The sequence below is a fragment of the Stenotrophomonas sp. YJH_SMC_64 genome (genome assembly GCF_059371375.1).
On record NZ_JCAFUN010000012.1, the window covers coordinates 43,227 to 57,315 of the forward strand.

The following is a 14,089-nucleotide window of genomic DNA, read 5'->3' on the forward strand; positions in this document are numbered from 1 at the left end:
GAGCCGGGACGGATTGCGAGGGGTCACATGGCACCACACTCACGTCTCAGGATGTGAGACACCGCACACGGAGGGCGTGAACCGTTCAGTGCCCGCGTCCCGTGGCGTCGCCGCATCTCCCCTGGCTGAACAGCTGCCAGTGCAGCAACGAAATCTGAAGCCGGCATCCGTATCCTTGGGCGCTGGACGCAACCAACAGGTGGATGGCTGTGGCACGACGTGGAACGCAGGGAGCCCTCCTGGCCGGCATGCTGCTGGCCGGCATCGCGCAGGCGCAGCAGGCCGCGCCGGTGGCGGTGCCCGATCCTGCGCCCGTTCCCCCGGTGGATGCTTCGGCGGCAACCACCGCACCGATCTCCACCGCTCTGCCGCAGGACAACGTCACCACCCTCGGCGAAGTGCGTGCGCTCAAGCCGGAAGACGAGCCGCTGGATCTCTACCGCTTCAAGAACCCGGTGAAGTTCGGCGACAACCGCTTCAGCCGTGACTGGAGCGAACCGCCATCGCCGGAGCAGGTGAGCATGGGCGGCGGCTACATCATGATGGGCGTGGTCAAGGGTGTGATGGCGGCGGCCAAGGGCGTGAACAAGCTCACGGGTGGACCTTCGCAGATCCAGGCCGCCGTGGCGCGGCCGCCGCCGGAACTCAGTGCGGAACAGCAGCGGCGCGCGCTGCGGTTCTCCCAGGAGCAGAATGCTGGCGACGCGCCGCCGGTGAAGTAGCCCGGTATATCCTGCCGGCTTCCCCATCGGTGCCATCGCCATGTCCCTGCGTTCGTTCTGCCTGCTGGCCGCGTTGCTGCCAGCCTCCGCCTTCGCTTCCGGCATCGCCGATGACGGCGCCTGCCGCAATGGCGCGTTCCCGTCCGAACAGAGCCGGTTCGCACTGGCGCGGGTGGTCGATGCACCGCGCCTGTACCTGCTTGGCGACATGGACGGCTGCCCGGCCAAGGGCGAACCGGCCTGCCGACAGCGCAGCTATGTGGTCAACGGCGATACGGTGGTGACCGGGCGCGACCTGGGCGCTTATCGCTGCGCGTTCTTCCCGAACAGGGTGGGTGGCAGTGCCGGCTGGGTGGACCGCAGCAAGCTGCAGCCATTGCCGGTGGCCGTGCCGTCGCTGCAGGACTGGGCGGGCAACTGGAAGGACGGCGACAACGGCCTGCGCATCACCGTGCAGGGTGGGCAACTGCATGTGGAGGGGGACGCCTACTGGCCCTCCGCCAACCCCACGCCGGAGCAGCGTCCCTACGGACCGAACATGGGCCAGGTGGAAGCGCGCGCCGCGCCGCGCGGTGCCGACGTCGAGTTCGTCGAGGATACCTGCAAGGTACGCGTGCATTCGCTGGGCGAGGTGCTGATCGTGGCCGACAACAGCGAATGCGGTGGCATGAACGTGCGCTTCAACGGCGTGTACCGGCGCGCGGGCAAGGGTTGAAGGACGCCTGACGGAGGGGGGCAGAGCCCTTCCGCGGGCGAAAGGGATCCGACCCCGGGGTCAGCGCCGCCGTTCCAGCCACCACAGCAGCGATGCGCACAACACGAACGCCAGCCACCACGGCCAGCGTGAGCCCGGCACGGGCTGCATCACCGACGCGTTCGCCGACGTGCTGGAGGCCAACGCCTGCGTGGTCGCATCGATCATCGCCTGCCGATGCAGTGCAGGTGCGTCCTTCGGGTCGAACACATAGCGCCAGACGATACTGTCGCCATGCCGCAGGCGCTGCCAGCCTGCCTCACGGGGCCACCAGCCGGCGCAGCGCAGCGCCGACGTTGCACCATCGGCGATCAGCGGCACGCTGTCGCCACGCGGGTTGAAGGCCTGCAGCGGCGCCTGCACGCCGCACAGCGCCTGCCGTTCGCCTGCCCAGCTGATCGGCTGTGGTGACCACAGCGCATCACCGCTGCCCTGCGCGCGTGCCAGCGTGGCAACCACGTCGCTCCACAGTTCGCCGTGGCGGTCATCGCGGCCTGCCAGCACCCAGCGCCAGCTGTCGGTCAGCGGCAGCAGGCCGATGCGGCCCTTGCCGACCGCGCGCCAGCCGCCGACGGCCTGGCCGCCCCGATCGTGCAGCAGCGCGTTGCTGCCCGGCGCCTGCAACGCCAGTGCTTCCAGCGAAGGCAGCGCGGCACTGTGCGAGCTGCGGTCGGCCTCCTCGCCGTAGCCGGTCGGCAATGTGCCAGCGGCGAGCGGGCCACGGCGTGCGGCGAGGATCGCGCTTTCGCCATCGCCGGGAAGTTCGAGGGGGTGGCTGCTGCCATCACCCTGCACTGGCAGGCCCAGATCGCGAAGGCGTTGCCGCGCGCTGGCCGAAGGTGCGCCCGCACTGCGCACCAGCACGCCCAGTCCATCGCGCAGCGCCTGGCGCACGGCGGCCAGCTGGCCCGCACTCAATGCCGCCAGGCTGCGCTCGTCCAGCAGCAACAGATCGCTGCGCGTGAGCGATGCTGCATCGATCGACACCGCGCCATCGCCGATGCTGAGTCCGGCCCCGGTATCCGCCTGCACCTGCACACGGATGCCTGCATCGGCTGCCCAGCGCCGCAGGTACTTCAGCTCTGGACCCGGCGCGCCGGCGCGCACCAGCAGGCGCAGCGGTGCGGACGGCAGGGTCTGCTGCGGCACCGGTACGCTGTCCACCACATGGCCGTCGGCATCGAGCAGGCGCAGCTGGAACACGCTGCGGCCTTCGGCGCGGGCGATGCCACTCAGCTGCACGCGACCGTCGTCGGCAACCTCCGTGCGATCGACCACGCTGTCGGCCGGGTCGAGCAGTTCGGCCTTCGCCTTGGCCGCGCCACGCGCCTGCGCCAGCACGTCGAAGCGGGCACCGGGTGCGACATCGGCCGGCGGCTGCAGCGCGATCCAGCCGCGCGGCTCCGGTGCAGCCTGCCAACGCACATCCGGCGGCAGCACCGCGTCGCGGTCACGTGCGACCAGGCCCGCACCGACCAGCGTCAGCGTGGCGGCCGGATGCTGGCGCAGCGCGGTGGCCAGGTCGGGTACGCGCTGTGCGCCGGGCACATCGGCAGCTTCCGGCAACAGCAACAGCGGGCCTTCGCTGGCCGGGAGTGCGCCGGCCTTGCCGGCATCGACGCCAAGCACGACCAGCCCACCTGCGGGTTGCTGGCGGGTGGGGGGCGCCAGGCAGAAATACAGCAGCGTGGCGACGATGATCTGCAGTGCGATCACGACCCACCGGTGGCCGGGGTGCGCAGTGTCCGCACGCAGCTGGCGCACGCTGGCGATGACCACGATCAGGGCGAGTGCCGGTGCAATCCACAGGTTCACAGCGGAGGCATTCATGGCTGCGCCTCCAGCGCGTCGAGGTAGCGCTGGCCCATCGCATCGGCGGCACTGCGCCGCATCGCCTGTGGCAGCGGACGCTGCAGCGCCCGCCACAACTGTGCGCGCAGGCGCTGGCGGCAGTCGCCGCAGTCGGGCTCGATGCGCAGCTGCTCGATGGCCGCAGCCAGATCGAGTGCATCGGGCAGGTAGGCGGCGTTGCGCTGCTGCCAGGCCGCCAGCGCATCGAGATCCGGTGCGCCGTTGTCATCACCGAGGCGTTGCCAGGCTTCAACGATGGCCGGGTCCGGCGGGGTTCGCGCGGCCAACGGCAGTTCACGACTGGCCAGTCCGGCGCGATCACCGCCCAGCCGGCGGCTTTCATCGATGGGTGGCAGCTCCGGCCCGACCCGGGCCAGGTAGATGCGCTCGGCCTGCTGCACCTGCTTGATGAAGCCCAGCGCCTTGTAGGCAAATGGCAGCGCCTGCTCCGGGCGGCCCTGGCGCAGCTCGCCTTCGGCCGACCACATCTGATCCAGCGCGGCCTTCAACGTGGCGCGGGTCTGCGGATCGAGCAGGGTGGTCGCCTCGGCGTGGTCATGTGTGTGCCCGTATTCGGAAAGCACGTCGGTCTCGCTGCCGAACACCGGCGGGATATCTGCGTTGGCTGTACTGCCATGATCGTGGCCATGGTCGTCTTGCGCACCGGCCTGCGCGCCATGGTCGTGCTCGTGATCGTCGTCGTGGCCGTCTGCGGTCGGCGCATCGCTGGTGGGCAGGTCGCTGGTCGGCGGCGGCTTCGGCGCACCTTCGCTTTCCTCGCCCAGGAACTGGCCGTAGCGCAGGCGCAGGATGCGCTGGTCGACACCGATCGCATCGCTGCGCTTCACGAAGTCCTCGGCGGCCAGGCTGCGTCGCTGCCGGATCAGCGCTTCGGCATCGATGATGATCTGCCGCTGGCTGCGGAAATACGCAGGCAGGGTCTTCTTGATGCGGCCCTCGAGCTCTGCACCGAGCGCGACTTCGGCGCTGGGCAGGCGCAGGATCACGCTGCTGCTGCGCCCGGTCTGCGGCGTGGGTGCATGATTGTCGCGTACTTCCAGCTGGGCGATCACATCGTTGCCAGGCTGCGCGCCCAGCGCAGCCAGATCAAGGGTGTGGGCGAAACGCCGCGCGGTGGCTTCGCCGCTGCCGGCAAGCGTGACGCTGCGCTTTACGAAGGTGATGTTCTCACCGCTGCCCTGGGTAGTGGTGATCGACAGCGTTGCCTGCGCCGCGACACCGTAATCGTCGCTGGCCTCGAAGCGCAGTGCCCACTGCCGTTGCCCCGGCGTGCCCAGCACCAGGCTGGCCGTGGGCTCCAGTACGCGCACGCTGGGTGCACGGTCGGCCACCACATCCAGCCGATGCAGGCGGGTCTCTGCCAGCGCCGGTTCGCTCACCACGCGGTACAGCAGCGGCATACGTGCCACATCCTGCGCCTGCCACTGTCCTTCGCGCTCGCTCAGTGGCAACCGGCGACCATCGTGGAACTGCAGCCACGCCTTGTCCGGGGCGCGGTCGAAGCGCAGGGACCAGGACAGCCGGCTGTCGGCGGCAACCTTCGCATCCAGCGCATTCTGGGTGAGCGTGGCCTGGCCGGTATAGGCCGGCGCGTCGATGCGCAGGCGGGTGGACTGCAGGCGCAGCGGGCCCGCAGCAGCAGCGCTGCCAGGCACCGGCGTGCGGACAGGCATGGAGCCGGGGCCGGAACGTGGCCAGCCGAATGCCAGCACAACAATGGCCAGGCCTGCGATCCAGCACAGCGCCAATGCCCCACGCGGCCAGCGTGGACGCAGCTCCGGCATCGCGCGTTCCAGCATGGCCAGCACATGCGTGCGCTGGCGCTGCTGCAGCGGATTGAGCGTGGCGGCATCGGCGAACAGCAGATCGGCACTGTCCTCGCTGGCACCGCTGCCATCGAGCTGGCGCTGCAGCCACTGCCGGTCCAGCTGGCGGACATGCGCAGTGGCGAAGGCCGCACACGCGAGCAGACTGACCGTGCCGACGACGCAGGCGGTATCGAAGCCTGCCAGACGCAGGGCCAGCACCGTGGCGGCCAGCGCCCATGGCAGGCCCAACAGCAGGGTGATGAGCGCACGGCGGCGGCGTGCGCGTTGCCAGGCGTGCTGCAGGGTGTTCATGCGGCCACCCTGCGCCGGGCGCTGCTGGCCATCCAGCGTTCCAGCGCGAACAGCAGCACGACGGCCAGCAACAGCCAAGGCGTGGGCTCACGCAGCGGTGGTGTTGCAGCAGGCAATGCGGCCCGCTGCGGTGCCTGGTCACGTGCATCGCCCAGGCGCGGGGCCGTAGGCGGCTGCAGCGCCAGCAGCAGGGCACGTGGCAGGCGCGGATCGCGCAGCGCAGGGTTGCTGGCGGCATTCCAGCCACCCGGCAGCGCCAGCAGATAGCCGTGGCCGATGCGTTGCTGCCACAGCAGCGGTGCGCCCTCGGCATCGCGCAGCAGGATGCGGGCGCTGGCAGCAGGCTTGCCGGCAGTCATGACACGACCGCCGCCGCGCAGCCACGCCTGCCAGTTCGCCGGCAGTGCATCGCTGCGGCTCCACACGCCGATCTCGCCGCGCTCCGGCAGGGCATCCGCCGGCGGCGGAGCAAGCGGTGCCTGCACGCCCCACGCGCGCTGCAGTGCGTTCAACCAGCGCTGGGCAGTGGCCGAAGCATCGCTGTGCACGCGCAGGCGCGGCGACGTCGCGGCACTCGGTTGCGCAGTGACCGGCATCGGCTGCGTGTGCCACTGCACGTCGCGCGACAGCTGCAGGCGGGCACCATCCAGGCCGGGCAGGGGATCGGGAACGTGCACGGTCAATGCGGTGCCGACGGGCAGCTGCGCGTCCAGTTCGCGCAACAGGCTGGGCAGGGGGGCGGTTGATGCAGGTGGCGCCTGATCGATGCCGGGGAAGCCGGGTGCCAGCCAGTGCCAGTTGCGATCCTCGGCCGTTCCACGCAGGGCCGTAGCATCCAGTCCCGGCGCTACCACGGTCCATGCAGCGGGAGGCGCCGTCGGGCCAGTCAACACAGGTCGTGCCAGCAGCAGGGCCAGTGCGGCCAGCAACAGCAGGCGCACCAGCAGCAACGGCCAGTCATCGAAGCGGATGCGCTGGCGTGGCCGTATCTGCGCGCGCAGCCAGCGCAGCGCGGCGAAATCCAGTGGCGTGTACGGATGGCGGCGGGCCAGGTGGATCAGCAGCGGCAGCAACCCTGCGGCGAGCGCGGCCAGGCCGAGCGGGAACAGCAGGGTCATGCATCGCCCCCACGGCCAAACAGCGCCTGCAGCGCCTGGTCCAGCGGCTGGTCCAGCCAGCCGGTGGCACTGGCAATCCCGTTGGCCTGCAGGCGCGCATGCAATGCGCTGCGTGCGTCGGCGAAGCGCTGCAGGTAGTCAGCGCGGATCGCCGCGCCATCGCCCAGCAGTTCCTCGCCGGTCTCCGGGTCGCGGAAGCGGTGGCCGACGTCGAATGGGAAGTCGCGCTCGTCGGCGGTGAGGATCTGCAGCAGTGCCACTTCGCGGCGCGCGCTGGCCAGTTGTTCCAGCAGCACGATGCCGGCGTCGTCGAAGCCATCACCGATTGCCAGCAGCAGGTCGCCCGGGCGCACGCGCTCCCACAGCGGCCGAAGGCGATCGGCCGCAGGCCAGGCGCCGCGCGCCTGCAGGGCGTGCAGTTGCAGATGCACGCGATCACGCTGGCGCGCGCCGTTCGCCGCGGGGACCAGCTGCAGGCCATCGCCATTGATTGCCAGCAGGCCGAAACGGTCACCCTGCTGCAAGGCCAGCTCAATCACGCACGCGGCCACGCCGCGCATATGGTCCAGACGCGAGTGCTGCGGTGCCGCGCGATCCGCCTGGCCGGCCGAGGCGGTGGCATCGAGCAGCAGCCAGACCGTGATCGGGCTTTCGCGTTCGGACTCGCGCACGAAGAAGCGGTCCGAGCGTGCATACAGCTTCCAGTCGATCTGGCGGAGTTCGTCACCCGGTTCGTAGGCACGGTACTGGGCGAATTCGAGGCCGGCACCGCGGCTGCGGCTGGCGTGCTGGCCGATGCCACTGGCACCGCTGGCCAGGCGCGGCCGCAACCGCAGCAGGCGCAGGCGCGCACGCAGTTCCGGCGGCAGGGTCAACGGCGTACCTGCGTTCACGCGTGGCTCAACCCGGGAAGGGCACGGCCTGCAGCAGCGCGGCGACCACGTCGTCGGCACGCTTCTGCTCGGCCTCGGCGGCGAACGACAGCAGCAGGCGATGGCGCATCACCGGCGCGGCCAGCGCCTGCACGTCCTCGCGGGTGGCGGCGAAACGGCCCTGCAGCAGTGCGCGTGCCTTCGCTGCCAGCACCAGCGACTGGCCGGCACGCGGGCCGGCGCCCCACTTCACCCATTGGTTGATCGCCGCCGGAGCACCGTCGCCGGGCCGGCTGGCGCGCACCAGGCGGGTGATCCAGGCGAGCACATCCGGGCTGACATGCACCTGGCGCACTGCGGCCTGCAGCGCGATCACCGCGTCGGCATCCATCACCTTCGGCACTGCGTCGGTGGCACCGCCGGTGGTCTGTTCCAGGATCTGCCGCTCCTCGTCTTCGCTGGGGTAATCCACCAGCACGTGCAGCAGGAAGCGGTCCAGCTGCGCTTCCGGCAGCGGGTAGGTTCCGGCCTGCTCGATCGGGTTCTGCGTGGCCAGCACGAAGAACGGCGCGGGCAGCGCGTAGGTGGTACCGGCGTAACTGACCGTGCGCTCCTGCATCGCTTCCAGCAGTGCGGCCTGGGTCTTGGGCGGGGTGCGGTTGAGTTCGTCGGCCAGCAGCAGGTGGGTGAAGATCGGGCCCTGCTGGAAGCGGAAGTGGCGATGGCCGGTGCCGTGGTCTTCCTCCAGCAGCTCGGTGCCGAGGATGTCGCTGGGCATCAGGTCGGGGGTGAACTGCACGCGCCGGAACTGCAGCTCCAGTGCCTGGCCGAGCGAGCGCACCAGCAGGGTCTTGCCGAGCCCGGGTGCGCCTTCCAGCAGGCAGTGGCCGCCGGCCAGCAGGCCGATCAGCAGCTGCTCGACCACGGTGTTCTGGCCCACCACTGCGCGTGCGAGCGCGGCGCGCAGCTCATCCAGGCGCGGCAGCAGGGAATCGAGGTCGGGGGAGGTCATGGGCGTGCAGGTCCTATCAGTTGTTCAACGCGTACATCACGATGTTGACGCCGAAGCGGGTGTTGTCTTCGGCCAGGAAGCGCTTGTTGCGCCAGTCGTAGTCCCACTCGCAGCCGTAGTCCTTGTTGCTGTACAGCAGGCCCAGGCGGCCGTCGACCTCGATGCCCTTCAGGTAGTCGTGCACCAGGTCGTCGCCCCAGCCGTTGAGTTCGAAGCTGGTGGCAGGCGGGCCATCCGGGAAGCGGAAGAAACTGCGGTACAGCGGGTGGCTGTTGGGCAGCTTCTGCAATGCCCTGGGCCCGAACAGGCGACCCATCTGCGCCTCGAACGAGGTAGCGAACAGGCCGTCGATATCGTGGTTGCAGTCGTCGACGAAGACGAAGCCGCCATTGCGCACGTAGCGCACGAAGTTCTGCCGCTCGGCGGCGTTGAATTCCACCAGCGTGTGCCCGGCCAGGTAGCAGAACGGCGCTTCCAGCATGCGTGGGTCGGCCAGCGCCACCACGTGTTCCTGCGGGTCCACGCGCAGCGAGGTGTAGTCGATCAGCGAGGTGATCAGGTTGGACGGCATGCGCGCGTCCACGTCCCAGTCACCGGAGTCGTACTGAAGGCGGGTGAACCAGAAGTCGTAGCGCGAACTGCGCGGGCCTGCCTGTGCCCAGGCTGGCAGCGCCGCCGCCGAAGCGGCAGCGGCCAACCAGCGCAGGCAGGCCCGGCGATCCATCAGACCGCGTCGGACAGCGAAGTGAAGGTGAAATCGCGCAGCTTCATCGGCGGGATCATCATCACGTAGCTGGATTCATCACCGGCCACGCGCACCGGCTTGCCCAGCTCTTCGATGTTGTTGAGCATGATCACCGGCGATTCGTTGAAGCGGAAGTTCTTCACCGGATACTTGATCTGGCCGTTCTCGATGTAGAAGGTGCCGTCGCGGGTCAGGCCGGTCAGCAGCACGGTCTGCGGATCGACCATGCGGATGTACCAGGTGCGGGTGACCAGGATGCCCTTCTGGGTGCCGCGAACCAGTTCGGCGGTGCTCTTATCGCCACCGCTCATCAGCAGGTTGCCCGGCGACGCCTTGGCGGTCTTGCCCTGCTTCTGCGCCCAGAAGCGCGAGTAGTCCAGGTTGGCGATCCTGCCGTTCTCGATGATGGCCATGCGCTCGCGGGGCAGGCCCTCGTTGTCCCAGGGCAGCACCGGTGCGTCCGGATGCCAGGGGTCGGCGATCATGGTCACGCGCGGGTCGTAGACCTGCTCGCCCAGCTTGTTGCCGCCGCCCTTCTTGGACAGGAAGCTGCGGCCTTCATCGGCCGAGCGTGCGCTGAAGAAGTTCATCATGAAGCTGATCAGGCCGGCCGCCGCAGCCGGCTCCAGGATCACCGTGTACTTGCCCGGTTCCAGCGCTTTGGCTTCGGCCGATTCGGTGGCCTTGCGCATGGCGATGCGGATGTCCTGGTCCGCCTTGAAGTCAGCCGCATCCTTCAGGTTGCGGCCGACCCAGCCCGAACCACGGCCATCCTCGGTGCGCACGGTGCAGGTGTAATTGAAGTTGGTGGTGCGCTGGTAGGCGAAGTTGCCGTTGCTGTTGGCGGTGGCCTGGAAGCCCTGGCCGTCTTCGAGGAAGCCGGCGGCGATCAGGCCATGGCCACGGCACGGCGCGATTGAATCTGCGGCAACCTTGGCACGGAAAGCCGGATCGATCGCGGCAGTGGATTCGCTGAAGGTGGGGCTGGCGCGGTAGGTCTGCTTGCCGATGGCCGGCATGAACTCCGGGTTTTCCGGGGCCAGGCGGGCCAGGTCTTCGGCACGGCGCACCACGCGTTCCAGCGCGGCATCGTCGAACTCGTTGATCGAGGCCGTGCCGACGCGCTTGCCGAAGGCAACGGTGACCGCCAGTTCGGTGTTGTCGACGATGCCGCTGGTGGAGACATTGTTCAGTGCGAAACGGATGTTGCCGTCGATCGCGCCGGCCAGCACGGCGGTGCATTCGTCGGCCTTGGACAGGGCGATGACCTTGTCGAGGATGGCCTTGGCCTGGGCTTCGGTGAAGATACTCATGGTGTAAGGGCTCCTGACCGATCAGCCGAGGCTGCGTGCGGTGTTGATGACGTTGATGCCGTTGAAGCGCGCGGTGGACGAACCGTGCGAGACCGCCGAGACCTGGCCCGGCTGGCCCTTGCCGTCGAAGAACGAACCGCCCAGGCGGTAGTCACGCTCGTCGGCCACGGCGGTGCAGGCGTTCCAGAACTCCGGCGTGCGGATCTGGTAGGCCACGTCTTCCAGCATGCGGGTGATCTGGCCGTTCTTGATCTCGTAGAACAGCTGGCCGCCGAACTGCGCGTTGTAGCGCTGCTGGTCGATCGAGAACGAACCATCACCGATGATGTAGATGCCGTTCTCCACGTCCTTGATCAGGTCCGGCACGCTCAATGGCTTCTTGCCCGGTGCCATCGACACGTTGGCCATGCGCTGGAACTGCACGCTGGACCACGAGTCGGCATAGCAGCAGCCGTCGGATTCGGTCTTGCCGAGGATGTGGGCCTGGTCGCGGATGGTCTGGTAGTCCACCAGCTTGCCGTTGCTGATCAGGTCCCAGCGCTTGCACTTCACGCCTTCATCGTCGTACGCCACCGCGCCGAGGCTGCCCGGCTGGGTCTTGTCGGCGAAGATGTTGACCAGTTCGCTGCCGTACTGGAAATGCTGTTCGCGCTTGTCCAGGGTGGCGAAGCTGGTGCCGGCGTAGTTGGCTTCGTAGCCGAGCACGCGGTCCAGTTCCAGCGGATGGCCGATCGATTCGTGGATGGTCAGCCAGGTATGCGACGGGTCGAGCACCAGGTCGTACTTGCCCGGCTTCACCGACGGTGCCTTCAGCTTTTCCTGCGCCTGCCTGGCAGCGGCGATGGCGTCTTCCTTCATGTCGTAGGAAGAACTGTAGTTGACCACGCCATTGGGGCCGACCACCTTGCCTGCGGCGGCGCCATCCAGGTACTCGTAGCCCAGGCCCATCGGCGAGGACAGGCCCGAACGGGTGCGGAACTTGCCGCTGGACTTGTCGATGGCGGTGACCGTCATCGGCGCCCAGATACGGTGCACGTCCTGGTCGATGTAGGAGCCGTCGGTGGAGGCAAAGTACTTCTGCTCGTTGACCAGGAACAGCATCGAGTTGACGAAGCTGGCACCGGCGCCCATTGCGGCGGCGTTGACGTCCAGCAGCAGGCCGACCTTGTCCTTGATCGGCACCTCCATCGCATTCTTGCGGATCGGCGTGCGCCAGCTCACCTCACCGACGCCCGGCGCCTTGGCCAGCTGCACCGGCGCGGTCTGCACGCCGGCATTGGCCTTGGCGATCGCCGCCGCCTGCTGCGCGGCCTTGGCCACATCGGCCGTACCCAGCGCATTGGTGGCGGCAAAGCCCCAGGCACCGTTGACGATCACGCGGATGCCCACGCCGGTGGACTCGGTGTTCACCACGTTCTGCACCTTGTCCTCGCGGGTGATCACGAACTGCCGCAGGTAGCGGCCGATGCGCACGTCGCAGTAGGTGGCACCGGCCTGGCGGGCGGCGGCCAGCGCCGCATCGGCCAGGCGCTTCTTCAGCCCCAGGTCCAGCGAGCTCTGCAGCTGTTCGGCGGCGATCACCTTGCCGAAGAAGGAGGGCACGATCAGCCCGCCCGCGGTAAGCCCGGTCAGGGCCAGGAAGTCACGTCTTTGCAAGGCTGCTCTCCATGTCGAAGGATGGGTGGCTCAAGCGCCGAGACTGCGCGCGGTGTTGATGATGTTGATGCCGTTGAAGCGGGTGGTGGACGAACCGTGCGAGACCGCCGAGACCTGGCCGGGCTGGCCCTTGCCGTCGAAGAACGAACCGCCCAGGCGGAAGTCGCGTTCATCGCAGATGGCGGTGCAGGCATTCCAGAATTCCGGCGTTCGGATCTGGTAGGCCGCATCCTCGACCATGCCCGCGATCTTTCCGTCCTTGATCTGGTAGTACAGCTGGCCGCCGAACTGCGCGTTGTAGCGCTGCTGGTCGATCGAATACGAACCGCGGCCGTGGATCCAGATGCCGTTCTCCACGTCCTTGATCATGTCCTCGACGCTGAGCGGCTGCTTGCCCGGTGCCAGTGAGACATTGGCCATGCGCTGGAACTGCACGCTGGACCAGGAATCGGCATAGCTGCAGCCATGCGATGCATCGCGGCCGAGGATATGGGCCTCGTCGCGGGTGGCCTGGTAGTCAACCAGGATGCCGTCGCGCACCAGGTCCCAACGCTGCGTCTTCACCCCTTCATCGTCGTAGCCGACGGCGCCGAGGCTGCCCGGCTGGGTCTTGTCGGCGAAGAAGGTGACGATGTCGCTGCCCCAGCGGAAACCCGCATCGCGCTTGTCCAGGGTGGCGAAGCTGGTGCCGGCGTAGTTGGCTTCGTAGCCGAGCACGCGGTCCAGCTCCAGCGGGTGGCCGACGTTCTCGTGGATGGTCAGGAACAGGTTGGACGGGTCCAGCACCAGGTCGTACTTGCCGGGCTTTACCGACGGCGCCTTCAGCTTCTCGCGCGCGTGGCGGGCGGCCGCGATGGCGTCCTCGACCGGGTCGTAGGAATCGCGGTAAGCGGTGATGCCGCCGGGCAGCTGCACCTTGCCACTCGCATCGCCATCGAGGAACTCGTAGCCCATGCCCATCGGCGAGGACAGGCCAGCGCGGGTACGGAACCTGCCGCTGGCCTTGTCGATGGCGGTGGCGGTGAACGGCAGCCAGATGCGGTGGATGTCCTGGTCGATGAACGAGCCGTCGCTGGAGGCGAAGTACTTCTGCTCGTTGACCAGGAACAGGGTGGAATTGATGTAGTCGGCGCCCGCATTCAGCGCAGCGGCATTGAGTGCCAGCAGCAGCTCGACCTTGTCCTGGATCGGCACCGCCATCGCGTTCCTGCGGACGGGCGTCTGCCAGCGCACCTCACCGACCGAGGGTGTCGGCGCCAGCTGCACTGGCCGGGTCTGGATGCTGGCGTTGGCACGGGCGATCGCGGCCGCCTGCTCGACTGCGGCGCGCACGGCGGCCTCGGTCTGCTGATGGGTGGCGGCGAAGCCCCAGGCGCCGTTGACGATCACGCGCACGCCCACGCCGGACGACTCGCGGTTGGTCACATTGCCGACCTGGTGTTCGCGGGTGATGACCGACTGGTTGAGATAGCGGCCGATGCGGACATCGCAGTAGCTGGCCTTGGCGGTGCGTGCGGCGGCCAGCGCCACGTCCGCCAGGCGCCTGCGCTGGGCGGTATCGGCCGGGGCAAGCAGCTGCTCGGCGGCGATGGCACGGGAATGCGGCAGCAGCAGGCCCGCCAGGCCCAGACCGGAAAAAGCCAGGAACTCACGTCGTTGCACAGCGTTTCTCTCTCTCGCTTGCGTGCGGTTGGCAATGGGCCGGACCGATCACGTCAACTCCTCGACTTTCGCCAGCGCGGGGCGTGGGGACAAGTGACTGCAGTCATGGTTGGGGGTGTTTCGGCAGGGCTGCGCCCTGCACCTGCTCAGAGCAACGGCAACGGCCAAAGCCAGAGCCAGAGCGGCATTCCGTGGGATGGCGGGGCGGTGTGGGTGGGCAGGACACGCCGTAAACCCGTCCCT

Annotated in this window: 11 protein-coding genes; 2 read left to right on the plus strand and 9 right to left on the minus strand. The window is 68.5% G+C overall.

The annotated features are described in order from the left end of the window. Positions 1–203: 203 nt before the first annotated feature. Together AC5P9L_RS14060 and AC5P9L_RS14065 are read left to right on the plus strand one after the other, a co-directional pair. Positions 204–722, plus strand: coding sequence for a hypothetical protein (locus AC5P9L_RS14060; protein WP_044569323.1), 519 nt, complete (start codon positions 204–206; stop codon positions 720–722). A 40-nt stretch (positions 723–762) separates the two neighbouring features. Beyond that, on the plus strand, positions 763–1,437 hold the full coding sequence (locus AC5P9L_RS14065; protein ID WP_227415391.1) for a hypothetical protein: 675 nt from the start codon (positions 763–765) through the stop codon (positions 1,435–1,437). Positions 1,438–1,497: 60 nt separating this feature from the next. Here the strand turns inward: AC5P9L_RS14065 and AC5P9L_RS14070 are convergent, their stop codons facing one another. From AC5P9L_RS14070 to AC5P9L_RS14110, 9 genes are read right to left on the minus strand one after another with little or no spacing between them, the layout of a single operon-like run. Then, positions 1,498–3,306: a hypothetical protein gene (locus AC5P9L_RS14070; protein WP_227415392.1), complete on the minus strand. Its 1,809-nt coding sequence runs from the start codon at positions 3,304–3,306 to the stop codon at positions 1,498–1,500. Next, positions 3,303–5,468, minus strand: a complete 2,166-nt coding sequence (locus AC5P9L_RS14075) for a DUF4175 domain-containing protein (RefSeq protein ID WP_227415393.1) — start codon at positions 5,466–5,468, stop codon at positions 3,303–3,305. Before AC5P9L_RS14075 ends, AC5P9L_RS14070 begins: the two co-directional genes overlap by 4 nt. Next, positions 5,465–6,586 carry a BatA domain-containing protein gene (locus tag AC5P9L_RS14080; protein ID WP_099561596.1) on the minus strand — a complete coding sequence of 374 codons (1,122 nt, stop codon included), beginning with the start codon at positions 6,584–6,586 and terminating at the stop codon, positions 5,465–5,467. The genes AC5P9L_RS14075 and AC5P9L_RS14080 overlap by 4 nt, the downstream gene beginning before the upstream one ends. Continuing rightward, entirely contained in the window at positions 6,583–7,479 is an 897-nt protein-coding gene (locus tag AC5P9L_RS14085; RefSeq protein ID WP_049395464.1) for a DUF58 domain-containing protein, read from the minus strand. Before AC5P9L_RS14085 ends, AC5P9L_RS14080 begins: the two co-directional genes overlap by 4 nt. A gap of 7 nt (positions 7,480–7,486) precedes the next feature. Then, complete coding sequence (locus AC5P9L_RS14090) at positions 7,487–8,470, minus strand: AAA family ATPase (RefSeq protein WP_005407527.1); 984 nt, start codon at positions 8,468–8,470, stop codon at positions 7,487–7,489. 16 nt (positions 8,471–8,486) lie between these two features. Further along, the gene (locus tag AC5P9L_RS14095; protein WP_005411842.1) at positions 8,487–9,194 is read right to left on the minus strand and encodes a DUF4159 domain-containing protein; all 708 of its coding nucleotides are present in this window, start codon (positions 9,192–9,194) and stop codon (positions 8,487–8,489) included. After that, positions 9,194–10,528: a TldD/PmbA family protein gene (locus AC5P9L_RS14100; RefSeq protein ID WP_279915876.1), complete on the minus strand. Its 1,335-nt coding sequence runs from the start codon at positions 10,526–10,528 to the stop codon at positions 9,194–9,196. The genes AC5P9L_RS14095 and AC5P9L_RS14100 overlap by 1 nt, the downstream gene beginning before the upstream one ends. A 21-nt stretch (positions 10,529–10,549) precedes the next feature. Then, positions 10,550–12,184, minus strand: coding sequence for a TldD/PmbA family protein (locus AC5P9L_RS14105; protein WP_005407530.1), 1,635 nt, complete (start codon positions 12,182–12,184; stop codon positions 10,550–10,552). 30 nt (positions 12,185–12,214) lie between these two features. Then, complete coding sequence (locus tag AC5P9L_RS14110) at positions 12,215–13,846, minus strand: TldD/PmbA family protein (RefSeq protein ID WP_262101636.1); 1,632 nt, start codon at positions 13,844–13,846, stop codon at positions 12,215–12,217. Positions 13,847–14,089 lie beyond the last annotated feature (243 nt).